This window comes from Erwinia sp. Eh17-17, assembly GCF_039675725.1.
Lineage (GTDB): Bacteria > Pseudomonadota > Gammaproteobacteria > Enterobacterales > Enterobacteriaceae > Erwinia.
In genome coordinates this window covers 17,371-41,775 of sequence record NZ_JBDFQT010000013.1, presented here as the reverse complement: position 1 = coordinate 41,775, position 24,405 = coordinate 17,371, and the positions used below count along the sequence as shown (strand labels likewise).

The 24,405-nt window shown below is 55.0% G+C and carries 19 protein-coding genes and 5 tRNA genes; 22 read left to right on the top strand and 2 right to left on the bottom strand.

The annotated features are described in order from the left end of the window. Positions 1-13: 13 nt before the first annotated feature. The 19 genes from ABEH87_RS20695 to luxS all read left to right on the top strand — a co-directional run bounded on the left by ABEH87_RS20695 (position 14) and on the right by luxS (position 19,704). Positions 14-2,593: a TonB-dependent receptor plug domain-containing protein gene (locus ABEH87_RS20695; RefSeq protein WP_346579178.1), complete on the top strand. Its 2,580-nt coding sequence runs from the start codon at positions 14-16 to the stop codon at positions 2,591-2,593. A gap of 89 nt (positions 2,594-2,682) precedes the next feature. Further along, a complete protein-coding gene (locus ABEH87_RS20690) occupies positions 2,683-5,445 on the top strand; it encodes an insulinase family protein (RefSeq protein WP_346579177.1) in 2,763 nt (920 codons plus the stop codon). Further along, complete coding sequence (locus ABEH87_RS20685; RefSeq protein ID WP_346579175.1) at positions 5,442-7,109, top strand: ABC transporter ATP-binding protein/permease; 1,668 nt, start codon at positions 5,442-5,444, stop codon at positions 7,107-7,109. Before ABEH87_RS20690 ends, ABEH87_RS20685 begins: the two co-directional genes overlap by 4 nt. Positions 7,110-7,249: 140 nt before the next feature. After that, positions 7,250-8,329, top strand: coding sequence for a lytic murein transglycosylase B (mltB, locus tag ABEH87_RS20680; RefSeq protein WP_346579173.1), 1,080 nt, complete (start codon positions 7,250-7,252; stop codon positions 8,327-8,329). A gap of 93 nt (positions 8,330-8,422) precedes the next feature. Continuing rightward, positions 8,423-9,196: a trans-aconitate 2-methyltransferase gene (tam, locus tag ABEH87_RS20675; protein WP_346579171.1), complete on the top strand. Its 774-nt coding sequence runs from the start codon at positions 8,423-8,425 to the stop codon at positions 9,194-9,196. A 103-nt stretch (positions 9,197-9,299) separates the two neighbouring features. Continuing rightward, positions 9,300-9,794: a nicotinamide-nucleotide amidase gene (gene pncC, locus ABEH87_RS20670; RefSeq protein WP_346579169.1), complete on the top strand. Its 495-nt coding sequence runs from the start codon at positions 9,300-9,302 to the stop codon at positions 9,792-9,794. Between the two features lie 94 nt (positions 9,795-9,888). Further along, positions 9,889-10,950, top strand: coding sequence for a recombinase RecA (gene recA / locus ABEH87_RS20665; protein WP_346579167.1), 1,062 nt, complete (start codon positions 9,889-9,891; stop codon positions 10,948-10,950). Between the two features lie 212 nt (positions 10,951-11,162). After that, on the top strand, positions 11,163-11,690 hold the full coding sequence (locus ABEH87_RS20660; RefSeq protein ID WP_346579165.1) for a regulatory protein RecX: 528 nt from the start codon (positions 11,163-11,165) through the stop codon (positions 11,688-11,690). A gap of 137 nt (positions 11,691-11,827) precedes the next feature. Then, complete coding sequence (gene alaS / locus ABEH87_RS20655; protein ID WP_346579163.1) at positions 11,828-14,458, top strand: alanine--tRNA ligase; 2,631 nt, start codon at positions 11,828-11,830, stop codon at positions 14,456-14,458. Between the two features lie 247 nt (positions 14,459-14,705). Next, a complete protein-coding gene (gene csrA, locus ABEH87_RS20650; RefSeq protein ID WP_004155916.1) occupies positions 14,706-14,891 on the top strand; it encodes a carbon storage regulator CsrA in 186 nt (61 codons plus the stop codon). 357 nt (positions 14,892-15,248) lie between these two features. Further along, a tRNA-Ser gene (locus ABEH87_RS20645) sits at positions 15,249-15,341 on the top strand. A 4-nt stretch (positions 15,342-15,345) separates the two neighbouring features. Next, positions 15,346-15,422: transfer RNA gene (locus ABEH87_RS20640), tRNA-Arg, on the top strand. Positions 15,423-15,535: 113 nt separating this feature from the next. Further along, positions 15,536-15,612: transfer RNA gene (locus ABEH87_RS20635), tRNA-Arg, on the top strand. 187 nt (positions 15,613-15,799) lie between these two features. Then, positions 15,800-15,876, top strand: a tRNA-Arg gene (locus ABEH87_RS20630). A gap of 96 nt (positions 15,877-15,972) precedes the next feature. After that, positions 15,973-16,049: transfer RNA gene (locus ABEH87_RS20625), tRNA-Arg, on the top strand. A 351-nt stretch (positions 16,050-16,400) separates the two neighbouring features. Next, complete coding sequence (gene yqaB, locus ABEH87_RS20620; RefSeq protein ID WP_346579161.1) at positions 16,401-16,967, top strand: fructose-1-phosphate/6-phosphogluconate phosphatase; 567 nt, start codon at positions 16,401-16,403, stop codon at positions 16,965-16,967. Continuing rightward, a complete protein-coding gene (locus ABEH87_RS20615) occupies positions 16,964-17,392 on the top strand; it encodes a YqaA family protein (RefSeq protein ID WP_346579159.1) in 429 nt (142 codons plus the stop codon). Before yqaB ends, ABEH87_RS20615 begins: the two co-directional genes overlap by 4 nt. Positions 17,393-17,423: 31 nt before the next feature. Further along, on the top strand, positions 17,424-19,025 hold the full coding sequence (gene gshA, locus ABEH87_RS20610; protein ID WP_346579157.1) for a glutamate--cysteine ligase: 1,602 nt from the start codon (positions 17,424-17,426) through the stop codon (positions 19,023-19,025). A gap of 163 nt (positions 19,026-19,188) precedes the next feature. Beyond that, a complete protein-coding gene (gene luxS, locus ABEH87_RS20605; RefSeq protein ID WP_346579155.1) occupies positions 19,189-19,704 on the top strand; it encodes an S-ribosylhomocysteine lyase in 516 nt (171 codons plus the stop codon). A 93-nt stretch (positions 19,705-19,797) separates the two neighbouring features. Here luxS and ABEH87_RS20600 read toward each other — a convergent pair whose 3' ends face one another. Then, positions 19,798-21,084 (bottom strand): HlyC/CorC family transporter, encoded by a 1,287-nt coding sequence (locus tag ABEH87_RS20600; protein WP_346579153.1) that lies wholly within the window; start codon positions 21,082-21,084, stop codon positions 19,798-19,800. A gap of 22 nt (positions 21,085-21,106) precedes the next feature. Continuing rightward, positions 21,107-21,898: an inner membrane protein YpjD gene (locus tag ABEH87_RS20595; protein WP_346579151.1), complete on the bottom strand. Its 792-nt coding sequence runs from the start codon at positions 21,896-21,898 to the stop codon at positions 21,107-21,109. 166 nt (positions 21,899-22,064) lie between these two features. Here ABEH87_RS20595 and ffh point away from each other — a divergent pair, with 166 nt between their 5' ends. The 3 genes from ffh to rimM all read left to right on the top strand — a co-directional run bounded on the left by ffh (position 22,065) and on the right by rimM (position 24,378). After that, positions 22,065-23,426 carry a signal recognition particle protein gene (gene ffh, locus ABEH87_RS20590; protein WP_346579149.1) on the top strand — a complete coding sequence of 454 codons (1,362 nt, stop codon included), beginning with the start codon at positions 22,065-22,067 and terminating at the stop codon, positions 23,424-23,426. A 136-nt stretch (positions 23,427-23,562) separates the two neighbouring features. After that, positions 23,563-23,811 carry a 30S ribosomal protein S16 gene (gene rpsP, locus ABEH87_RS20585; protein WP_004155935.1) on the top strand — a complete coding sequence of 83 codons (249 nt, stop codon included), beginning with the start codon at positions 23,563-23,565 and terminating at the stop codon, positions 23,809-23,811. Between the two features lie 18 nt (positions 23,812-23,829). Continuing rightward, positions 23,830-24,378 carry a ribosome maturation factor RimM gene (gene rimM, locus ABEH87_RS20580; RefSeq protein ID WP_346579147.1) on the top strand — a complete coding sequence of 183 codons (549 nt, stop codon included), beginning with the start codon at positions 23,830-23,832 and terminating at the stop codon, positions 24,376-24,378. Positions 24,379-24,405: the final 27 nt, after the last annotated feature.

Genomic DNA, 24,405 nt, shown 5'->3' with positions numbered 1-24,405 from the left:
TCTGGGGAAAGACGTGAATAACAAAATTGGCCTGATGGTGGCCGTTTCGCTCCTGCCTGCCGCCGCGCTGGCGCAGCAGGACGACAGCCTGACGCAGCAGCAAACCAGCACACAACAGCAGATGCCGCCGGAGCCGGATACGCAGGAAAAAGAAGACACTATTCTGGTGCGTTCCACGCCGACCAGTCAGTCAATGGGGACGCAGATCCTGACGGCTGAGCAGATTAAACAGTTTCCTACCGCCAACGGCACTATTCCCGAACTGCTGAAGCACAATCCGAATGTGCGATTCTCTAATGCCACGGACAGCAGTAATACCCCCGGTGAACTGGCCCCGGAAAACGTCTCGTTTCACGGCGAGAAGTTTTATAACAATAACTTTATGATTGACGGGCTATCCAATAATAACACCATCAACCCCGGCGCAAACGGGGGGGAACTTAGTAACACGCCCGATGGCTACAGCCCCACCGATCTACCGGCGGGCGGCACACAGTCGTTCTGGATTAACTCTGAGCTGGTCGAACAGCTGGAAGTGTTCGACAGCAATGTGTCGGCGAAATACGGTAATTTTACCGGCGGCGTGGTGGATGCGCGGTTAAAAGATCCGGATTTAGACAAAGCGTCCGGAAAAATTTCTTACCGCACCACGCGCGACAGCTGGACCCGTTACCATATTGACGCCAGCGATACCGAAGACTTTGACACTGCGACTGAACTGACGCAGCAGCCCCGCTTTAAAAAAGAGTTTTATTCGTTCAGCGCCAACCAGCCTTTAAGCGATAAGGCCGGATTTATCTTTGCCTATAATCGCCAGAAATCGACTATTCCTAATTACCACAGCTGGCTGGGAGAGTGGCACAATCAGGAGCGCCTGGCAGAAACCTATTTGCTGAAGGGCACCTACCTGGCCGATAACGGAGATATGTTCCGTCTGACCGGGATGTATTCTCCACACGAATCTAAATACTTTAAAAAAGATGTGAAAAACGGCGGCTTTACCAATACCGGCGGTGGCTACCGTGCCAATATGGAATGGGAGCACAATGCTGACTGGGGGAAAATGACCAGCCTGGCGGGTTACCAGTTCGAAGAAAATAAGATTGAACATGAATCCGATAATATGATTACCTGGTATCGCTACTATACGCCGGGCAATTATGTCTCCGATAGCATTGACTGGGTGAGCTCGACTCCAGCGAGGAATTCCCAGAACTCGCTGATCGGCGGCAGCGGCAGTTTTGCGACGGAAAAACGGACCACGACGCTGAAGCAGGATTATGAACTGAACCCCCTGGCGTTTGCCGGATTGCAGCATCAGATTGACCTGGGCTGGGAGGTTGATCTCTACAGCGCGCGCTATAAACGCTTCAACGATGTCTCTTATTCGCGCACTACGCCGACGGTCAGCGCCACGACGCGTTGCCAGGCCGGTGATGATTTCTGTATTGACGGTGAACAGTATTATAAAAGCGTGACGCTCTACCCTGCCCGTGAAGTGGAAGGTAACTACACCAATTACGCTTTCTATCTGCAGGACAGCATCAATTTCGGTAACCTGGAAGTGACGCCGGGCGTGCGTGCGCAGTATGACGACTTCCTGAAAAACCTGACGCTGGCCCCGCGCTTTGCCGCCTCTTATGACGTCTTTGGTGACCGCAGCACCCGCCTCTTTGGCGGCGCAAACCGCTACTACGGGCAGAACCTGCTGGCGTATAAGCTGCGCTCCGGCATCAGTTCTAATATTATCCGCACGCGCACCAGCGCCACCGGGGCCTGGACCGACGGCAATGTCCGCACTAATGCTATTGATTACGCTATCTCCGACCTGAAAACCCCGTACAGCGATGAAGTATCACTGGGGGTGTCTCAGCGCGTTGCCGATACGCTGCTGACGGTGAAATGGACCGGGCGCAGTGGGCAGGATCAGTTTGGCCGTAAGACAGTCAGTGATGAGGACGGCGGCCGTTCCTACGTGCTGGATAACAACGCCAAAACCCGCGGTAACACCTTCTCCCTGAGCGCCGAGCCGATTAGCCCGACCCACTTTGCCTGGGCTGACCTCAGCTGGTCACTCGGGGCCAGCTACGTGAAAAATAAGTCCAGCTCACAGACGTATTACGACCAGGGCAGCACGGACGAAAATAAGGTGATCTTTGACGGACGTCTGATGGATCAGGGCGAAATGGATGCGCTCGACTTTAATACTCCGTGGAATGCCTTCGTTAACCTCAATACTTATTTCCCGGCGCTGCGCCTGAACTGGAATCAGAATTTCGGTTACACCGCAGGGTATAGCGGCTACACCGTCGTGTCGGTGAGCTGCCCGAATGGCAACAGCGCCTGTGGCGGCTATGAGGGCAGTGCTGATGAGTATCAGAAGACCCGGTACAAAGATTACTTCACCTGGGACTGGCGCTTTAACTATACCCAGCCGCTGTACAAAGAGCAGAGCGTGGATCTGACGCTGGATGTGATCAACGTGCTGGATAACGTGATTGAAACCTCGCAAACCACCAGCACCGGCAGCAGTAAAACGGTGACCTACAAGACTGGCCGCCAGTTCTGGCTGGGCGTGGCGTACAGCTGGTAAATCCTCATCAGGGCAGGCCGTCGGGTCTGCCCTGTCCGTTAGCAAACCGTGAATGCGCGCCTGCGCGTTGCGGCACAGGAAAAAATGCAATGAAGCAATGGCGTCAATTCAGCGGGCTGGTGGCACTCCTCAGCCTGCTTTTCTCTTTCAGCAGCGTGCAGGCGGCAGAGGTTCTCAGCCCGTTGCCGCAAATAACGCAGGGCGTCCTGGAGAATGGCCTGCGTTACACGCTGGTGCCGCTCAGCGGCCAGAAGCAACGCGTCGATGTGCGTCTCAGCGTTGACGTCGGATCGGTCGATGAGCAGGACAATGAATCCGGCGTGGCGCACATGGTGGAGCATATGGTGTTCCGGGCCAGCACGGCATACCCGCAGGGGGTGGCAAATTATCTGCATCAGCAGGGCTGGAAACGCGCGCAGCACTACAATGCCATGACCAATTATGAACGCACGCTGTATATGATGAGCCCGCCGGGAGGCGCGAAGGAGCTCAGCGCTGCCTTCCAGGCCCTGAGCCAGATGGTGGGCCATGCGCAACTCAGCCAGGGCGATCTGGATGACGAGCGCCGCATCATTCTGGAGGAGTGGCGCGGCAAGCTCGGCGTGGCAGAGCGCATGAATCAGCAGCGGGTACAGGCTATCCGCCACGGCTCCCGTTACCCTGAGCGACCGACGATTGGCAGCGAAGCCGCGATTCGTAGCACGCCTGCCCGCACGCTGCAGCAGTTCTATCAGCGCTGGTATCACCCCGGAAATATGCGGCTGCTGATCGTCGGTGATTTCGCCCCGGATGAGGTAGCCGCAGAGATCCGCCGCAATTTTGCCGCGCTGCCTGCCGCCGTGCTTCCCGCGCGCGACTACTATGAGCCCACTCTCCAGCCGCAGCTCAATGTGGTGCGCCTGCAGGACAGCCAGAGCGGCAGCAGCCAGGCTTCGCTGGTGCTGCGTTTTAATCCGGGGCAGACCACGCTGCGCGAACGGCTGACCAGCCAGATTGCGCTCTCCGCATACAGCCGCCAGATGCGTCGCCAGAAGTCTGAGCTGCCAGTGGAGGTCAGCAGTCTGGTGGTGCGTAAATCAGATATTGGCAAAACCACCCAGGCACTCGGCCTGTTTGCCGACGTGATGCCCGACGGTCATGCGGTGGCGCTGACCGTGTTGCTGCGTGAACAGGAGCGGATGCGTCGCTATGGATTGAGTGATGTGGATATCGCAGCGGTGAAGCAGGATATTCGTGACGTTGCCGGGCGTATGGCGCAGAAAGAGGAGCAGCGCGAGTTTGCCGAATGGGTGCAGAAGGTTTCCACCGACTGGGCACAGGACCGGCCCTATACCGGCAGCCAGCAGCGCGGTCGTGAGGCGCTGGCGCTGTTGGACAGCATCGATAATCAGCAGGTCAACGCGCTGTTCCAGCGCTGGTTAAGCACCCCCGATCGTCTGGTTCAGTTCAGTGTGCCGGGGCTGACGCCGTTTACTCTGCCATCAACTGCGGCCGTTCTGCGCCAGGAGCAGCAGATGAAAGGGGTGGCGCTGTCCGCGCCGGTGCGCGTGGTGGAGCAGAAGATCCCGCAGCTGAACGGGGTTAAAGAAACGGGGACCCGGACTGCCCTGAAAACCTGGCCTGTACAGCAGGTGGAGCAGTGGACGTTAAGCAACGGGGACCGTGTGGTCTGGCTGCGCACTCCGCTGGCACAGGATAAGGTCTGGTTATCCGGCAGCAGCGATGCCGGGTTCCGCGCACCAGGGCTGAACCCGTGGCAGGCGCAGCTCGCCAGCCAGCTGGTAGGGCAGAGTGGCCCGCAGGGCTGGCGGGGAGAACAGTTGCAGGCATGGAAACAGCAGAATTCGCTGTCACTTTCCATTTCCCAGCAGGCTGAAACATTACAGTACTCCGGTCAGAGTCGCCGTGACGGGCTGGAAAACCTGCTGGCATTAAGCCATGCGCTACAGGTTGAACCGGGTATTGATAACGACGTGATGAAAGAGAGCATGATGCGCCTGTTACGGCAGCAGGCCACGCAGACACAGACCGTGCAGGACAACCGCGCGCGTCAGATTCGGCTGCTGCGTTATGGCCAGCCCGGCTGGAAAACGCCGCAGGACAGCGAGCTGAAGCAGATCGCGGCCGCCGCATTGCTGGAGCAGTGGCGCATCACGGCATCGGCTCCGGTCACCTGGTATTTACTCGCCGATATGCCGGCGGAAACACTGCTGCCGCTGGTCGAACGCTATCTGGCCACTATTCCGCGCAGGCCGCTGGCGGCAACCGCGCCAGAGCTGCCGCGTCCCGGCCGTTTTGAGGCCAGCGCCGCGCTGAATATTGAACCACGCGCCGAGATGAAGGCCTGGAGCTTTACTCCCTTTAACTGGTCACCGCAGGCCGCCGTACAGGTCAGTATTGCGCGCAATCTGGCTAATCAGGCGCTGAAAAGCAGCCTGCGTGACGAGGCGCTGGGCATTTATCGTCTGCAAATGAACAGCGAGCTGTCCGACCTTCATCAGCGTATTGAAACCGAAGTCAGCTTCACCAGCTCCCCGCAGCGGGCGCAGGAGCTGTGGCAGCGGGCTGAACAGGTTTTTGCGCAGTTTCCTGCACAGATCACTCAGCAACAGGTGGATGAACAGAAACGCCAGTTTATCCGCGCCGAGATGGGGCGTCAGCAGGATATCACCACGCTGCAACGGCGGCTGGTTCTCAGTTACCGCCACTTTGATGATCCGCGCTATCTGAGTGAAGTCGATAGTCTGGCCGACAGTATCACGCTGGAGGGCGTACGCGCGGTCGCTGGCCGTCTGTTTAATCCGCAGAACCGGGTGACCCATCTTTCTCTGCCACAGCAGGTGCAAAAGTGAAGAACGTAGTCGGGCAATTCTGGGCGCTGTGTCGCCCGTTCTGGCTTAACCGCAGTCACTGGCAGGCGTGGCTGCTGATCGTCGTTATTGTCGGAATGGGCGGCACCATCGTCTGGCTCAACGTGCTGATCAACAACTGGAGCAAAAGCTTCTACGATGCGCTGGGGGCGTTTAACGGCGGCCTGCTTTATGCACTGGTGAAGGAGTACTGCGTCTATATCGCTATCTATATCGGGGTGTTTGTCTATCAGGACTGGTTTACCAAACTGCTGATTATTCGCTGGCGCGGCGCACTGACCGCCGAGCTGGTGGACAGCTGGCTGGCAAAGCGGGCGTTTTACCGCATGTCGCTGACCGGACAGACCGATAACCCCGACCAGCGTATTGCCCAGGATGTGGATCTGTTTGTCGATAAAACCGTCAGCCTGACGGTCAATTTTCTGATTGTGATGGCGCAGTTGTTCTCGTTTGTGGTGATCCTGTGGCAGCTATCCGGGGTGCAGCGCTTCACTCTGTTTGGCAGCGAGTGGGTTGTCAAAGGTTACCTGGTGTGGGTGGTGCTGATCTACACGCTGGTGGGCAGTCTGGTGACGCATCTGATTGGCAAAAAACTGCACGGCCTGAATTATCATAAACAGAAAGCTGAGGCCGATTTTCGTGCCTCACTGCTGCGTAAGCATGATAATGCCGAACAGATTGCACAGTACGGCGGCGAGCAGCAGGAAAAACGGCACCTGGCCGGTAATTTCAGGGCCATCGTGCAGAACTGGCGTTCTCTGATGAACGCTGAGCGTAATCTTGGCTTCTTTACTACCGGCTATTCTCGCGTCAGCCTGATTGTTCCGGTGTTTGCCGCGCTACCGGCGTTCCTCAATAAAACGGTTACGCTGGGGGGGCTGATGCAGATCCGCAGCGCCTTCGGCCAGGTACACGGTGCGCTGAGCTGGTTTATCCGCATGTATCACGAGCTGGCGCTGCTGTCGGCCAGTATGCAGCGACTGTCGCAGTTCCGCGCTGAAATTCTGCAACATCAGTCACAGCAGGAGCCGCAGCCTGCCGGGCGTGAGCTGCACATCCGTCAGCTCTCTTTTGCCACGCCGCAGGGGGGGCCGCTGCTCAGCAACGTCGAGCTGCAGTGCGAACCCGGCAGCTGGAACCGGCTTTCTGGCAACAGCGGGCTGGGAAAATCGACGCTGCTGCGCACCCTGAACGGCCTGTGGCCGTACTATGACGGGCAGTGGCAGGCGCAGGAAGGACGTAGTCTGCTGCTGCCGCAGCAGAGCTATCTCGGCCAGGGAACGCTGGCAGACGTGCTGTGTTATCCGCAGCCCGCGCTGGCGGATAATGCCTTCCTGAGTGAGGTGCTGGATAAGGTCGGACTGTCGGCCTGGCGTGATAAACTGGCGCAGCAGTTGAACTGGGATCGGGTCTTTTCCGGTGGAGAGCGCCAGCGGCTGGCCTTTGCCCGTGCCCTGATCGCCCGGCCTGATACGCTGTATCTTGATGAGGCGACCAGCAGTCTCGATCACGGTGCGGCGCGCCAGCTGCTGGGGATGATTCGCGACGAACTACCGGGCACGACGGTGATTGCCGTGACGCATCAGAATGAACTGGACGATCTGTTTATGCAGCATCACGATCTCAGCACGTTCCGCCACGCGTGACCGGGTTTACCCCTCTTGCCGTCCGGGAAGAGGGGATTTCCACCGCAATCCCCGGTCGGTTTGCGTAAATCCGCTTAACTCCTTTCCATTGATGCATTACCATCTGTTTCCGACAATTTAAACGGTAATATGGATATCTAATGCGTTATCTGGCTTCGCTTCTTCCTGTCCTCGCATTACTCACCGCCTGTAGCAGCCAGCCGAAACCGGCCCCGGCTGAACCTCATGGCAATCCGTTTAAAGGCAACGGTGGGTTCCTGCTGGAACCTTCCCATAGCGGCAGCGTGCTGGGCGGTGATTTCGCTAATAACCCGGCGGCGAATGCCTTTATCGACAAAATGGTGCGTAAGCACGGTTTTGAGCGTGAGCAGCTGCACAACGTGCTGGCGCAGGCAAAAAATCTCGACTGGATTGTGCGCCTGATGGACCGTCAGGCACCCACCCCCACGGCACAGGGGCCAACCGGACCTAACGGGGCGTGGATCCGCTATCGCAGCAAATTTATCACCCCGGATAACGTGCAGAACGGCGTGGCCTTCTGGAACCAGTATCAGGACGCGCTGCAGCGCGCCGAGCAGACTTATGGTGTGCCGCCAGAAATTATCGTCGGTATTATTGGCGTGGAAACCCGCTGGGGCCGCGTGATGGGCAAAACGCGTATTCTCGACGCGCTGGCCACGCTCTCCTTCAATTATCCGCGTCGTGCCGAGTATTTCAGCGGGGAGCTGGAAACCTTCCTGCTGATGGCGCGTGAAGAAGATGATGACCCGCTTGAGCTGCGTGGCTCTTTTGCCGGGGCGATGGGCTACGGCCAGTTTATGCCATCGGCGTTTAAACAGTACGCGGTGGACTTCAACGGTGATGGTCATATCAACCTGTGGGACCCGGTGGATGCGATTGGCAGCGTGGCGCACTATTTCCAGGCGCACGGCTGGCTGACCAACGGCACCGTTGCGGTAGAGGCTAACGGGCAGGCTCCAGGGCTGGAAAGCGGTTTCAAAACCCGTTATACCGCTGCCCAGCTGGCTGCCGCCGGGCTGTCACCGGTTATCCCACTGGATAATCACCAGCAGGTCAGCCTGCTGAAGTTTGATATGGGTAAGAGTTATAAGTACTGGTACGGGCTGCCGAACTTCTATGCCATCACCCGCTACAACCACAGCAACCATTACGCGATGGCAGTGTGGCAGTTGGGGCTGGCGGTGAAGCAGGCGCGCTAAGCCGCGCGGCGTGTTGTAGCAGCCTTGTCATTGAGCGCGCAGCAGCCAGGTTGATCGTAACCTGGCTGCCGCTTCTTCTCTGAGTGAGGAAAAATGAAAGACTGGAATCCCGATCTTTACCGTCAGTTCGAAGCCGAACGCACCCGCCCGGCGCAGGAACTCCTCAACCGCATTACCCTCCCGTCACCTTCTTACGTTACTGACCTTGGCTGTGGCCCCGGCAACAGCACCGAACTGTTGCACCGGCGCTGGCCTGAGGCGCGCGTTACCGGGCTGGACAGCTCACAGGCGATGCTCGACCAGGCGCAGCAGCGTCTGCCGGATTGTGCCTTCGCGCTGGCCGATATCAGACACTGGCAGGCGGCGGAGCCTCAGCAGGTGATTTACGCTAATGCCTCCCTGCAGTGGCTGACCGATCATCCGCTGCTGCTGCCCCATCTGGTGTCCCAGCTCGCCCACGGCGGGGTGCTGGCCGTGCAGATGCCGGATAACCTTGATGAACCAGGTCATCGTCTGATGCGCAGCGTGGCTGAACGGCCAGCCTGGCGGGATAAGATCGATCCACTGGCGTCGGCGCGTAAGCACCTGCTGTCCACCGGGCAATACTACGACCTGCTGACCGCGGCAGGCTGCCGGGTTGATCTCTGGCGCACCACTTATTATCACGTCATGCCGTCGCCGCAGGCGATTGTCGACTGGCTGCGCGCCACCGGGTTACGCCCGTACCTAGCGGCGCTGAACGAAGAAGAGCAGGCGCAGTGGCTGGCGGAGTATCAGGCAGAGATTGCCATCGCCTATCCGCCACGCCAGGACGGTAACCTGCTGCTCGCCTTCCCGCGTTTGTTTATGGTGGCGGAAAAAGTCTGAGGCAAAATCGCGAAGACCGGCCGCAAATACCGCTTTCCACACCGTGTGAAGCGGTGAAAAGTGCTACTCTCTTGCTCTTGATCATCGGGGAGCGGAGAGCAATATGACCGATTACGAATTAACGCAGTTAAGCGCCCGCGTGGGCGAGCGTCTGCTGGCGCGGCAGGCTACTGTCACCACGGCTGAATCCTGCACCGGAGGCTGGATTGCCAAGGTACTGACGGACGTGGCCGGGAGTTCCGCCTGGTTCCAGCGCGGCTTTGTCACTTACAGCAATGATGCCAAGCAGCAGATGACTGGCGTGACGGAGGCATCGCTGATGCAGTTCGGCGCCGTCAGCGAGCAGGTGGTCGAGGAAATGGCGCAGGGGGCACTGCGTGAAGCCGGGGCGCAGTATGCGATATCGGTCAGCGGCATTGCCGGGCCGGACGGCGGCAGCGACGGCAAACCGGTGGGCACTGTCTGGTTTGGTTTCGCGTCCGCCAGCGGTGAAGTGCTGACGCTGGTGCAGCGCTTCAGCGGTGACCGTGACGCTGTTCGTCGCCAGGCAACGGCCTGGGCGCTGCAGACGCTGCACGATCATTTTCTCAAAAATTAAACTTGATACTGTATGACCATACAGTATAATCAGCGCATATTTTAGAGACAAAGCAGCATCCACGTGTGCTTTACCCGCATGATTAGGAGTAAAAATGGCTATCGACGAAAACAAGCAAAAAGCACTGGCAGCAGCGCTGGGCCAGATTGAAAAGCAGTTTGGCAAAGGCTCCATCATGCGCCTGGGTGAAGACCGCACCATGGATGTGGAAACCATCTCAACCGGTTCTTTATCACTGGATATCGCGCTGGGGGCTGGTGGCCTGCCAATGGGCCGTATCGTCGAGATCTATGGCCCGGAGTCTTCCGGTAAAACGACCCTGACTCTGCAGGTTATTGCTTCTGCACAGCGCAAAGGTAAAACCTGTGCGTTTATCGATGCCGAGCACGCTCTGGACCCGGTTTACGCCAAGAAACTGGGCGTGGATATCGATAACCTGCTGTGTTCTCAGCCGGATACCGGTGAGCAGGCGCTGGAAATCTGTGATGCGCTGGCTCGCTCTGGTGCGGTTGACGTGATCATCGTTGACTCCGTGGCGGCACTGACGCCAAAAGCGGAAATCGAAGGCGAAATCGGTGACTCCCATATGGGCCTTGCGGCACGTATGATGAGCCAGGCAATGCGTAAGCTGGCCGGTAACCTGAAAAACTCCGGTACGCTGCTGATCTTCATCAACCAGATCCGTATGAAAATCGGCGTGATGTTCGGTAACCCGGAAACCACTACCGGCGGTAACGCCCTGAAGTTCTACGCTTCTGTCCGTCTGGATATCCGCCGTATCGGCGCGATTAAAGAGGGCGATGAAGTGGTGGGTAGTGAAACCCGCGTTAAAGTGGTGAAAAACAAAATCGCAGCGCCATTCAAACAGGCTGAGTTCCAGATCATGTACGGTGAAGGCATCAACGTTTACGGTGAGCTGGTTGACCTGGGCGTGAAGCACAAGCTGATTGAGAAAGCCGGTGCATGGTACAGCTACAACGGCGATAAAATTGGTCAGGGTAAAGCTAACTCAGGTAACTTCCTGAAGGAGAACCCGGCTATCGCTAATGAAATCGAAGCGAAACTGCGCGAAATGCTGTTGAACAACCAGGACGATAAGCCTGATTTTGTTCCGGCACCGCACGAAGCGGAAAGCGAAGTTAACGAAGATCTCTGATCGTTTTCTGCAGGGCGGGCATATCGGACCCGCTGTCTGAAAAAGGGTGTCGCTTTTGCGACGCCCTTTTTTAATGATATTCCGGAACATTCTGTATTGAATGCGAAAACCCGCCCACTATCCTCTTCTTTCTACGCTTTTTCCTCGCAAGCACCGCCCTCAAACGTTACCCTGAATATCTGTTACTAAGACTGAACGCGGTATGAGGCATTATGTCAGAATCCACTGAACGAACCCGGCATGCAAAACTGCTGGAACGGGCAATGCGTATTCTCGCCATGCGCGATCACAGCGAGGCAGAGTTCCGCCGAAAGCTGCAAATCTCCAGTGAACGTGCCGCCCAGTTTGCTAAGCAGCAGGGTGCTAAAGCGGAGACGCCGCCAGAGCCGCTGGCTCCGGAAGAGATCGACCGCGTTGTTGAGTGGTGTTACCAACATAACTGGCTGGACGATACCCGCTTCGCGGAGCGTTACGTGGCCGGGCGCAGCCGTAAAGGTTACGGACCCCAGCGTATACGTATGGAGCTGGGACAGAAGGGCATTGCTAAAACCCTGATTGATGAGACGCTGTTTGCCGCTGAGATCGACTGGCAAAATGAGGCTTTTACCCTGGCAGAACGTAAGTTTGGGCTGCCTTTGCCGACCGAATGGAAGGAAAAAGCGAAAGTGCAGCGTTTTCTAATGGCTAAGGGCTTCTTTATGGAAGATATCCGCGCAATTTTTGATAATTTTGACAATTGACCGTCGATGGGATTTTACTTCCCTCTGAAGAAAATTTATCTTATTCACCACTTTTTGTTCGTGTGTCGCCGCAGGCAGCAGCCGATCCGGCGTAACATGACCCACGAAACGTTCGTTAGCGTGATTCCAGGACAAATATGAGCAAGAGCACTGCGGAGATTCGTCAAGCGTTTCTCGACTTTTTCCAGAGCAAGGGACATCAGGTTGTAGCCAGTAGCTCCCTCGTCCCTAACAATGATCCGACGCTGTTATTTACCAACGCCGGGATGAACCAGTTTAAAGACGTTTTCCTCGGTCAGGACAAGCGCAACTACTCACGAGCGACCACCTCGCAGCGCTGTGTGCGTGCCGGTGGTAAGCACAATGACCTTGAAAACGTCGGCTATACCGCCCGTCACCACACCTTCTTCGAAATGCTGGGTAACTTCAGCTTTGGCGATTACTTCAAAAAAGAAGCGATCGCTTTTGCCTGGGAGCTGCTCACCAGTCCAGAGTGGTTCGGCCTGCCGAAAGAGAAGCTGTGGGTAACCGTTTACGAGACCGATGACGAAGCGTACGGCATCTGGGAAAATGAGATCGGCGTGCCGCGCGAGCGTATTATCCGTATCGGCGACAACAAAGGCGGCGCGTACGCCTCTGATAACTTCTGGCAGATGGGTGATACCGGCCCGTGTGGCCCGTGCTCCGAGATCTTCTTCGACCACGGCGACCATATCTGGGGTGGTCCTCCGGGCAGCCCGGAAGAGGATGGCGACCGTTACATCGAGATCTGGAACATCGTCTTTATGCAGTTTAACCGTCAGTCTGACGGAACGATGCTGCCGCTGCCGAAACCGTCTGTTGATACCGGGATGGGGCTGGAGCGCATCAGCGCGGTGCTGCAGCACGTGAATTCTAACTATGAAATCGACCTGTTCGCACAGCTGATCAAGTCTGTTGCGCAGGTGACCGGTGCCAGCGATCTGGGTAACAAATCCCTGCGCGTGATTGCCGACCATATCCGTTCCTGTGCCTTCCTGATTGCTGATGGTGTGATCCCGTCGAATGAAAACCGTGGCTATGTGCTGCGCCGTATCATTCGTCGTGCGGTGCGTCACGGCAATATGCTGGGCGCAGAAGGGACATTCTTCTATAAGCTGGTCGCTCCGCTGATTGCGGTGATGGGCGCGGCGGGTGAAGATTTGCAGCGTCAGCAGGCCCAGGTTGAGCAGATTCTGAAAACGGAAGAAGAGCAGTTTGCGAAGACGCTGGAACGCGGTCTGGCCTTGCTGGATGAAGAGCTGGAGAACCTGCAGGGTGATACCCTCGACGGTGAAACGGTCTTCCGCCTGTATGACACCTTTGGTTTCCCGGTCGATCTGACGGCGGATGTGTGCCGTGAGCGTAATCTGAAAATTGATGAAGCCGGCTTTGAGCAGGCGATGGAGCAGCAGCGTCAGCGTGCGCGTAACGCCAGCGGCTTCGGCACGGATTACAACAACGTAATCCGCATCGATCAGGCTTCTACTTTCAAAGGTTATGAAGAACTGGCGCTGAACGCAGCGATTACCGCCATTTTCGTTGACGGGCAGGCTGCGGAAGAAATCAGCGCCGGTCAGGAAGGCGTGATCGTTCTTGATGAAACGCCTTTCTACGGTGAGTCCGGCGGTCAGGTGGGGGATACCGGTGAGCTGAAAAGCGCAGCGGGTGCCACGTTCAGCGTCAACGACACGCAGAAATATGCTCAGGCTATTGGCCACATCGGCAAGCTGGCTTCCGGCCAGCTGCGCGTCGGTGACCGCATTGCGGCACAGGTCAATGAGGCGCGTCGTGCGCGTATTCGTCTGAATCACTCCGCGACGCATCTGCTGCATGCGGCCCTGCGTCAGGTTCTGGGTGACCATGTCGCGCAGAAAGGTTCTCTGGTCAACGATAAATACCTGCGCTTTGACTTCTCGCATTTTGAAGCGATGAAACCCGCTGAAATTCGCCAGGTTGAAGAGATCGTCAACGCACAGATTCGTCGCAACCTGCCGATTGATACCAACATCATGGAGCTGGAAGCTGCGAAGGCGCATGGTGCGATGGCGCTGTTTGGTGAGAAATATGATGACCACGTGCGTGTCGTAGGCATGGGCGACTTCTCTACCGAGCTGTGTGGTGGTGTTCACGCCAGCCGTACGGGCGACATCGGTCTGTTCCGTATCACCTCTGAGTCGGGTACTGCCGCTGGCGTACGTCGTATTGAGGCGGTGACGGGTGAAGGCGCGCTGGCCCAGGTCTACCAGCAGAATGAGCAATTACTGGATATTGCTCATCTGGTGAAGGCCAACAACAGTAACCTGAATGAAAAAGTGCGGGCGCTGATTGATCATGCGCGCGGGCTGGAAAAAGAGTTGCAGCAGCTGAAAGATCAGCAGGCTGCGCAAGAGAGTGCATCACTGAGTAGTAAAGCCATTGCGCTAAAAGGCACGAAGCTGCTGGTTAGCGAACTGAGCAACGTTGAGCCTAAGATGCTGCGTACGATGGTTGACGATCTGAAAAATCAGCTCGGCTCTGCAATTATCGTGCTGGCTACGGTCGCTGATGGCAAGGTATCCCTGATTACCGGGGTGACTAAAGACCTGACCGACCGCGTCAAAGCGGGTGAGCTGGTGGGTGAGCTTGCCCAACAGGTCGGCGGTAAGGGTGGTGGTCGACCGGATATGGCTCAGGCTGGCGGTACGGATGCACAGGCGCTGCCTGCTGCTCTGGCTGGCGTTGAGGCATGGGTGGCTGCAAAACTGTAACACTATAAAAATGTATCAGGGAGAGGCGTACAGAGCCGCAGGCACTGGCGCCTTTTCAAGCGATATACCCCTGTAATCATAAAGTCAGGTTGATGATCTGGTTTTCGGCTAAACTAAGTATCAGCAGAATGTATTGGCGCGCAGATACACAACTGGTGTATTTCTCGTCATCTACATTTAGCGTTATACGATGGATAATGCCGGGAAGCACGTAACCCGACTCTTTTAATCTTTCAAGGAGCAAAGAATGCTTATTCTAACTCGTCGAGTTGGTGAAACCCTCATGATCGGTGATGAGGTGACTGTAACTGTGCTGGGAGTCAAAGGTAACCAGGTACGTATTGGTGTGAACGCCCCTAAAGAAGTTTCGGTGCATCGCGAAGAGATCTATCAGCGCATCCAGGCCGAAAAGACTCAGCAGACAAGCTACTAACGGATCCAGCGCCTCGCTCCTGTAGCGAGGCGCTACCGGTTTTGACTTCTTTTCTTCGATTGTTCCTCTCTCCTTTCCGTTTTCTTCCCCTCTGCGTCATTTTTTTGCCTGTTACTTTCCAATGATTCCAATTTCTTGCTGTGCATTCACACCGATATCGCCCGCTTTCTTTGTTGATAAATCACTCTTTTTGTCGTCAAAGTGGCCGACTTGCGTGGCTTTTGTGCAATCAGACGCGAGTGATGAAAAAAGGGGGAGAAATTGTTTGACTTACAACGCCCAGAAAGTAATATGTGCGCCACGCAGTGCCGATGAGCAGATACAACGTTCTGAAGCACAACTCGAAAGAGTGCTAGTGGTGAGGTGGCCGAGAGGCTGAAGGCGCTCCCCTGCTAAGGGAGTATGCGGTCAAAAGCTGCATCCGGGGTTCGAATCCCCGCCTCACCGCCATTTTGCATCCATAGCTCAGCTGGATAGAGTACTCGGCTACGAACCGAGCGGTCGGAGGTTCGAATCCTCCTGGATGCACCATCTTCTTTAAAGCGGCTTAGTGCGGCTTTAATATTGGGTAGTACAGATGCAGCGTTAGCAGCCCTGCATCACGGTGAGTAGTCAGCACACTGCGTTATACAAGAATTAAAAATGCATCCATAGCTCAGCTGGATAGAGTACTCGGCTACGAACCGAGCGGTCGGAGGTTCGAATCCTCCTGGATGCACCATATTCTATAAGATTGAAAGCACCTCTGTACTGGCAAGTTGTAAGTTGTTTCAGCCAGCACAAAGGAGGATAACGTCGCTTGCGACGGCCCGTCAGGGTGAGGCGAAGCCGAATAATCCTCCTGGATGCACCATTCTTCAGTATCTCCTCAGTTTTGTCGCTTTATCTCCCCCAACGTTTTATCAAATGCATCCATAGCTCAGCTGGATAGAGTACTCGGCTACGAACCGAGCGGTCGGAGGTTCGAATCCTCCTGGATGCACCATATTCTGGAAGGTGGAAGTATCTTTGAGTTGGCATAATGTAGACGTTTTACAGCCAGCACATTTGGCTTCAGGTTTTTGTCATACGTTTTACCAATGCATCCATAGCTCAGCTGGATAGAGTACTCGGCTACGAACCGAGCGGTCGGAGGTTCGAATCCTCCTGGATGCACCATATTCTGGAAGGTGGACGTATCTTTGAGTTGGCATAATGTAGACGTTTTACAGCCAGCACAAAGGAGGATAACGTCGCTTGCGACGGCCCATCAGGGTGAGGCGAAGCCGAATAATCCTCCTGGATGCACTCTCTTCTCAAGCGACCTCAATACCTCTCTTCTGTCCTTTTCTGAAAATTCCTTGTTAATAATTATCAACTTAAAACAAATTACCCTGCGTTTTATCCCACGTATTTATCTGATAATAAAAAACCTTATATTTTTCAAAGCATTTGCGGATCCATACCAACAGCGACAACACGGGTTCTTTACGCTAAAGTAATCTTTCCGTTATGAGTCTGGATGCGAGAATGTACGATGCTTACGACGGCTTGATTTTCGATATGGATGGCACCATCCTCGATACCGAGCCAACACACCGTAAAGCCTGGCACCAGGTGCTTGGCCGATATGGCATGACTTTCGATGAAACGGCCATTATCGGTCTGAACGGTTCCCCGACCTGGCATATTGCGCAGGTGATTATTACCCTTCAGCAAAGCGATCTTGATCCTTACCGTCTGGCCGAAGAAAAAACAGCGTTACTTAAAACGATGCTGTTTGATAGCGTTCAGCCTTTGCCTCTTATCGACGTGGTCAAAGCCTATAAAGGGCGTCGCCCGATGGCGGTGGGCACCGGTAGCGAGCATTCAATGGCGGTGGGGTTATTACAACATCTGGGGTTGCTCAACCACTTTGATGCCATCGTCGGAGTAGATGATGTTAAACGTCATAAGCCAGAACCTGATACATTTCTGCGTTGCGCGGAACTGATCGGCGTACCGGCTGCACGCTGTGTGGTGTTTGAAGACGCTGATTTTGGTTTACAGGCTGCGCGAGCAGCAGGCATGGACGCGGTGGATGTTCGTCTACTGTGAGTGAATGGTTCGCTTACGGTTCGATGTTTGCCAGTAGCTTTCTGAGTGCCACGCTGTTGCCGGGCAGTTCAGAAGCCCTACTGGTGGGATTACTGCTGGCGGGGAAGGTCTCTGTCAGCGCGGTGGTTCTGATTGCTGCGCTGGGAAATACTCTGGGCGGTTTAACTAATATTATTATTGGCCGCTTGCTTCCATTAAAAAGTCAGGGGCGATGGCATAACACGGCAACAGCGTGGCTGCACCGTATGGGGCCTGCTGCGCTACTTTTTAGCTGGTTACCCGTGATTGGGGACCTGCTGTGCGTTCTCGCTGGCTGGCTACGTTTCGCCTGGCTACCGATGGTTATCTGTCTTGCCATCGGAAAGACCTTACGTTATGTGCTGCTGGCAGCCGCAACACTTCAGGGCATGGAATGGTGGCATTGATTCGCTTTCAGGCGATGCTACGGTTAACATTATGCTGAACAATAATAAATTTTTCTCTGAGCGGGAGGTCAATTTGATCCCGGACGTATCACAGGCGCTTTCCTGGCTGGAAGCTCATCCTGACGCACTTAAAGGTATTGGTCGCGGCATTGAGCGCGAAACGCTGCGTGTCAAACCGGATGGACATCTTGCCACCACCGGGCACCCGGCTTCTCTGGGTTCAGCTTTAACGCACAAGTGGATTACCACTGACTTTGCGGAAGCGCTGTTGGAATTTATCACACCGGTCGATCAGGATATTGATCATCTGCTGGCATTCTTGCGCGACATTCATCGTCACGTTGCTCGTGAACTGGGTGAAGAGCGCATGTGGCCAATGAGCATGCCGTGCATGATCGACGCCGATCAGGATGTCGAACTGGCACAGTATGGCAGCTCTAATATTGGCCAGATGAAGACGCTTTACCGCCAGGGGCTGAAAAACCGCTATGGCGCACTGATGCAGATTATCTCTGGCGTGCATTACAATTTCTCGCTTCCTCTCTCTTTCTGGCAGGAATGGGCCGGAGTGGAAGATGCGGAAAGCGGTAAAGAGGCAATCTCTGATGGCTATCTGCGCCTGATCCGTAACTACTATCGCTTCGGCTGGGTGATCCCGTATTTGTTTGGTGCATCACCGGCGATTTGCTCTTCCTTCCTGCAAGGCAAGGAGAGTGCGCTGCCGTTTGATCGCAGTGATAAGGGCATGCTGTCACTCCCTTATGCGACCTCGTTGCGTCTCAGCGACCTGGGGTATACCAATAAATCACAGAGTAACCTGGGTATCACCTTCAACAATCTTCCTGATTACATTACCGGACTCAAAGCGGCGATTAAAACGCCGTCGGAAGAGTTTGCCGCGATGGGTGTGAAGGATGAACAGGGAAACTGGCTACAGCTGAATACGAACGTGCTTCAGATCGAAAATGAGCTGTACGCGCCTATTCGTCCGAAGCGGGTGACGCGTTCCGGTGAGGCGCCTTCCGATGCTTTACAGCGCGGTGGTATTGAATATATCGAAGTCCGTTCACTGGATATTAATCCGTTCTCTCCGATTGGCGTCGATGCGAATCAGGTGCGCTTCCTCGACCTGTTCCTGATCTGGTGTACGCTGGCCGATGCGCCGGAAATGAATAGCGCAGAACTGGCGTGTACCCGTAAGAACTGGAATCGTGTGATCCTTGAAGGGCGTAAGCCGGGTCAGACTATCAGCATGGGGTGTGAAGATTCACAACATTTGCTGGTCGATGTCGGCAAGGCGTTGTTCAGTGATTTGCGTCGCGTGGCGGAAACGCTCGACAGTCAGCGCGATGAACATCACTATCAGGAGGTCTGTGACCGTCTGGTCGCATCGTTTGACGACCCGGATCTGACTTATTCAGCACGTTTTCTGCAGACGCTGAAAGAGAATGGTATTGGTGGGGCAGGGCTGGCATTGGCAGAGCAGTATCGTGCTCAGTTGAGCGAAGAGTCGTTTGAGGTGCTTACAGAACAGCAGTTTAGCGATGAAGCACGGCGCTCTCAGTTGAGTCAGCAGGAAATCGAAGAAAGTGATACGCTTGACCTCGAAGCCTTTTTGAAAGGAAAAGGTTAAGCGCCAGAAAAGAAAAAGGCCACATCAATGTGGCCAAATTAACATCTCTGTTGTCAGGGATGAGATGATGATAACAAATGCGCGTCTTTCATATATTCAGACGCGCAGAGTTTGAGAAAGTTTCATCTGATCTAAAATAAATTCATTAGTTGAGGTAACAAGTATGCCATTGCTGGATAGCTTTACCGTTGATCACACCATCATGGCCGCTCCCGCAGTACGCGTAGCCAAAACCATGAACACCCCGGCGGGTGATACCATCACGGTTTTCGACCTGCGTTTTTGCCGACCGAATATTGAGATTCTGTCAGAGCGCGGTATCCATACGCTGGAGCACCTGTTTGCTGGTTTTATGCGCGACCACCTGAACGGTGATGGCGTGGAAATCATTGATATCTCGCCAATGGGTTGCCGCACCGGCTTCTACATGAGCCTGATTGGTACGCCGGACGAGCAGCGTGTGGCGAAAGCATGGAAGGCCGCGATGGCTGACGTGCTGAAAGTGAAAAACCAGAGCGATATCCCGGAACTGAATATTTATCAGTGCGGGACCTGTGAGATGCACTCTCTGGATGAAGCGCAGGATATCGCGCGTAACATCATCGACAACGACATTCGCGTAAACCGTAACGACGAACTGGCGCTGCCGAAAGAGAAGCTGAAAGAGCTGCACATCTAAATGTATCGGGTCGACCGAAACAAAGGGTCGACCCCTACAGAACTGAGCGCAGGGGCTGACCTTCTTTTTTTGCTCGGCCCGCATTCCTTCCGTTTACGACCCTACCGACTCCTTCAATGACATCTGCGGCGTTATCCTTACCTGCTTAATCATGTTGTCCTGCACGTCCAGGATATCCACAGCATAGTGGTCGATCTGAACCGTAGTGTTCGCCAGGGGAATATCCTGCAGCGCTTCGAGGATCATACCGTTAACGGTGCGTGCCTCTTCTTCGGGTAGCGTCCAGTTAAAGGCCTTATTCAGCTCGCGCACGTTGGTGCTGCCTTCAATCAGCACGGAACCATCATTCTGCGGTACCACTTCTTCTGCCAGCGTAGGCGACATAGAGGTGGTAAAATCACCAACAATCTCTTCCAGAATATCCTCGATGGTCACCAGTCCCTTAATGTCGCCGTACTCATCGATAACCAGCCCGACTTTTTCCTTATTGCGCTGGAACTTCACCAGCTGCACGTTGAGCGGCGTGCCTTCCGGCACGTAGTAAATCTCATCCGCCGCCCGCAGCATGACCTCTTTGGTGAACTCTTTCTTCTCAGTCATCAGGCGGTAAGCCTCGCGCACGCGCAGCATGCTCATGGCATTGTCGAGAGTGTCGCGATACAACACAATGCGCCCGTGCGGGGAGTGAGTGAGCTGGCGCACGATGGACTTCCAGTCATCGTTGATGTTGATACCGACGATTTCGTTGCGCGGCACCATGATGTCATCAACATTCACCTTTTCCAGGTCGAGCACTGACAGCAACATATCCTGATTGCGGCGTGACATCAGCGAGCGGGATTCGTAAACGATGGTGCGCAGCTCCTCTTTGCTCAGGGCAGCACTGATGGCTCCGTCACTTTTGATACCCACCATGCGCATCAGCATGCGCGTAATGGTGTTCAGCAGCCACACCAGTGGCATCATGACGACCTGCAGCGGGCCTAACAGCACGCTGCTGGGGAAAGCGACTTTTTCCGGGTAGAGCGCCGCAATGGTTTTGGGCAACACCTCAGCAAAAACCAGCACGAGGAAGGTCAGAATACCGGTGGCAATAGCTACGCCAGCATCCCCGTACAGTCGCATCCCGACGATGGTGCCCAGTGCTGAGGCCAGGATGTTGACGAGGTTATTACCAATCAGCACCAGACTTATCAGGCGATCGGGGCGACGCAGTAATTTTTCGACACGACGCGCGGCGCGGTCACCGTTTTTAGCCTGATGGCGCAGCTTATAGCGATTCAGCGTCATCATGCCGGTCTCGGAGCCAGAAAAGTACGCCGACACCAGAATCATAATGACCAGTGTAACGATCAGGGTCGTGGTTGAAACGTGTTCCAAGGGAGGTCCTTGTGGTGGTAAATCAGGAAGTTAAAAAATGCTGTAACATGCGGCTGCCGAAATAGGCCATGGTCAGTAAAAATGCGCCACCGCAGTTAAACCACACTACGCGTCGACCGCGCCAGCCCTCATGATAGTGGCCCCACAGCAGGACGATATAGAGGAACCAGGCCAGAATCGACAGGACGGCTTTATCGATATTCTCCCGACTGAACAGGTCCTGCATGTAGAACAGACCGGTGCACAGCACCAGCGTCAGCAGCACCACGCCGATCTGGGTGATATGAAACATTTTACGTTCAATGGTCATCAGCGGGGGAATATCTGTGCTGAAAGCCAGCTTTTTATTCTTCAGCAGCCAGTCAATCCACGCCAGCTGTAACGCGTAGAGCGCAGCAATGATCAGCGTGGCATAGGCAAACAGCGCCAGACCAATATGCACCATCATCCCCGGCGTTGTTTCCAGGTGAGTGATAAACGCATTCGGGACAAAAGTGGCAAACGCCAGGTTAATCAAGGCAAAGCTGTACACCACTGGCAGCAGGATCCAGCCACGGTTGCGCGAGGCAACAATAGTCATAATGGCACAGATCAGCAGGCTCACCAGCGAGGCAATATTGAGCAGACTGAGATTTTGCCCACCGTCAGGCCCGAAAATGCGCTGTTCCAGCGCTACGGCATGACAAACCAGCGCTGCGATCGCTGACAATACCGCCAGACGACGCCAGGTGCTGTTTTTACGCAGCAGGCTGGGAACGATCAGTGCAAGGCTGAATGAGTAGGCGAGTAGCGCCAGAATCGAAAATACAGACATAGATCTCGTTAGTTACCGACAAGACTGAGAAAAAAACCAGTATAGCGCCAGCGACGGCTGGCTCCAAACGATCTCAACGCATATGGCTGAGATCGCTGCGTCACTATGTTATAATCCGCGCCATTGTGTCGCCGAGGCGGCCTCTCATTACGTTGAGCGAGAGACGATGTTTGATAATTTAACCGACAGACTGTCGAAAAGCCTGCGCAATATTAGTGGCCGCGGGCGGCTGACAGAAGACAATATCAAGGATACGCTGCGCGAAGTGCGCATGGCATTACTGGAAGCCGACGTCGCGCTGCCGGTAGTGCGTGACTTTATCGGACGTGTGAAAGAGCGCGCCGTCGGTCATGAAGTGAACAAGAGCCTGACCCCTGGTCAGGAGTTCGTTAAGATCGTGAAAAACGAACTGGTTGCTGCCATGGGCGAAGAGAACAACACTCTGAACCTGGCGGCACAGCCACCGGCCGTGGTGCTGATGGCGGGCCTGCAGGGGGCTGGTAAAACGACCAGCGTCGGTAAGCTCGGTAAGTTCCTGCGTGAAAAGCACAAAAAGAAAGTGCTGGTGGTGTCTGCCGACGTTTATCGCCCTGCGGCGATCAAACAGCTGGAAACGCTGGCAGAACAGGTGGGCGTTGACTTCTGTCCGTCAGACCTGAGCCAGAAGCCTGTCGATATCGTTAAGAGCGCGCTGCAACAGGCGAAGCTGAAATTCTACGACGTACTGCTGGTGGATACCGCCGGTCGTTTACACGTCGATGAAGCGATGATGGACGAGATCAAACAGATTCACGCCGCGATTAATCCGGTGGAAACGCTGTTTGTTGTCGATGCCATGACCGGCCAGGATGCGGCGAACACGGCCAAAGCGTTTAACGAAGCGCTGCCGCTGACCGGTGTGGTTTTGACCAAGGTTGACGGTGATGCGCGCGGCGGTGCCGCGCTGTCCATCCGGCACATTACCGGTAAGCCTATTAAATTTATGGGTGTCGGTGAGAAGACCGAAGCCCTGGAGCCGTTCTATCCGGAGCGCGTTGCGTCACGTATCCTCGGTATGGGCGACATGCTGTCGCTGATCGAAGATATTGAAAGCAAAGTTGACCGTGCGCAGGCAGAAAAACTGGCCAGCAAGCTGAAGAAAGGGGACGGTTTCGACCTCAACGACTTCCTCGACCAGCTGAAACAGATGCGTAACATGGGCGGCATGGCGAGCCTGATGGGCAAGCTGCCGGGCATGGGTCAGCTGCCGGATAACGTGAAATCGCAGATGGACGACAAAGTGCTGGTGCGGATGGAAGCGATGATCAACTCGATGACGCGCAAAGAGCGTGAAAAACCTGAGATCATTAAAGGCTCCCGTAAGCGCCGCATTGCAACAGGTTCAGGTATGCAGGTGCAGGACGTTAACCGCTTATTGAAGCAGTTCGACGACATGCAGCGCATGATGAAGAAGATGAAAAAGGGCGGTATGGCGAAGATGATGCGCGGCATGAAAGGTATGATGCCGCCGGGCTTCCCTGGCCGTTAAGTCAGCCGGAAAACCTCTCAGGCGAATTAGATTGCTTTTTGCGCCAAAATGAGTAAAATTTTCGGGCTTTTTATATTGCATCCGGGCCCCGTTCCCTCAATGGGGCCCGGCTGTTTTATTAACTAAAGAGGATGTTATGGTAACAATTCGTTTGGCACGTCACGGCGCTAAAAAGCGTCCGTTTTATCAGGTAGTCGTCACTGACAGCCGTAATGCTCGCAACGGTCGCTTCATCGAGCGCGTTGGCTTCTTCAACCCGATCGCTTCAGGTCAGGCTGAGCCACTGCGTCTGGATCTGGACCGCATTGAGCACTGGGTTGGCCAGGGCGCTACTCTGTCTGATCGCGTTAACGCGCTGATCAAACAAGCTAAGAAAGCAGCTTAATCTGTCACGGTGGTCAACATGAGCAAGCAACTCACCGCCCAGCCTCCCGCTAACCCGCTGATTCTGGGGAAGATGGGCTCGGCCTACGGTATTCGTGGTTGGCTCAAAGTGTTTTCCTCCACCGAAGACGCCGAAAGCATTTTTGACTATCAGCCGTGGTTTATCCAACGTGCGGGTCAATGGCAGCTTGTCGAGCTGGAAGGCTGGAAGCGCCACAATCAGGACATGATCATCAAAGTCAAAGGCATTGACGATCGTGATGCTGCGGGCCTGCTGACTAATTGCGAAATTGTCGTGGACTCAGAGCAACTGCCACAGCTGGATAACGGTGACTACTACTGGAAAGACCTTATGGGTTGCCAGGTCGTCACCACTGAAGGCTACGAGCTGGGTAAAGTCATCGACATGATGGAAACCGGTTCGAACGACGTTCTCGTCGTTAAGGCAAACCTGAAGGATGCATTTGGTGCGCAGGAGCGGTTAATTCCGTTCCTCGATGAACAGGTTATCAAGAATGTCGATCTCACTACTCGTATGATTAAAGTAGATTGGGATCCTGGTTTTTGAGCTCCGAACAAAACGGTAATACTCCGG

Excerpts from the sequence above, each read along its gene's own strand:
- ABEH87_RS20690 (WP_346579177.1), top strand. The coding sequence starts at position 2,683 with ATGAAGCAATGGCGTCAATTCAGCGGGCTGGTGGCACTCCTCAGCCTG.
- mltB (WP_346579173.1), top strand. The coding sequence starts at position 7,250 with ATGCGTTATCTGGCTTCGCTTCTTCCTGTCCTCGCATTACTCACCGCC.
- tam (WP_346579171.1), top strand. The coding sequence starts at position 8,423 with ATGAAAGACTGGAATCCCGATCTTTACCGTCAGTTCGAAGCCGAACGC.
- pncC (WP_346579169.1), top strand. The coding sequence starts at position 9,300 with ATGACCGATTACGAATTAACGCAGTTAAGCGCCCGCGTGGGCGAGCGT.
- recA (WP_346579167.1), top strand. The coding sequence starts at position 9,889 with ATGGCTATCGACGAAAACAAGCAAAAAGCACTGGCAGCAGCGCTGGGC.
- ABEH87_RS20660 (WP_346579165.1), top strand. The coding sequence starts at position 11,163 with ATGTCAGAATCCACTGAACGAACCCGGCATGCAAAACTGCTGGAACGG.
- alaS (WP_346579163.1), top strand. The coding sequence starts at position 11,828 with ATGAGCAAGAGCACTGCGGAGATTCGTCAAGCGTTTCTCGACTTTTTC.
- csrA (WP_004155916.1), top strand. The coding sequence starts at position 14,706 with ATGCTTATTCTAACTCGTCGAGTTGGTGAAACCCTCATGATCGGTGAT.
- yqaB (WP_346579161.1), top strand. The coding sequence starts at position 16,401 with ATGTACGATGCTTACGACGGCTTGATTTTCGATATGGATGGCACCATC.
- gshA (WP_346579157.1), top strand. The coding sequence starts at position 17,424 with ATGCTGAACAATAATAAATTTTTCTCTGAGCGGGAGGTCAATTTGATC.
- luxS (WP_346579155.1), top strand. The coding sequence starts at position 19,189 with ATGCCATTGCTGGATAGCTTTACCGTTGATCACACCATCATGGCCGCT.
- ABEH87_RS20595 (WP_346579151.1), bottom strand. The coding sequence starts at position 21,898 with ATGTCTGTATTTTCGATTCTGGCGCTACTCGCCTACTCATTCAGCCTT.
- ffh (WP_346579149.1), top strand. The coding sequence starts at position 22,065 with ATGTTTGATAATTTAACCGACAGACTGTCGAAAAGCCTGCGCAATATT.
- rpsP (WP_004155935.1), top strand. The coding sequence starts at position 23,563 with ATGGTAACAATTCGTTTGGCACGTCACGGCGCTAAAAAGCGTCCGTTT.
- rimM (WP_346579147.1), top strand. The coding sequence starts at position 23,830 with ATGAGCAAGCAACTCACCGCCCAGCCTCCCGCTAACCCGCTGATTCTG.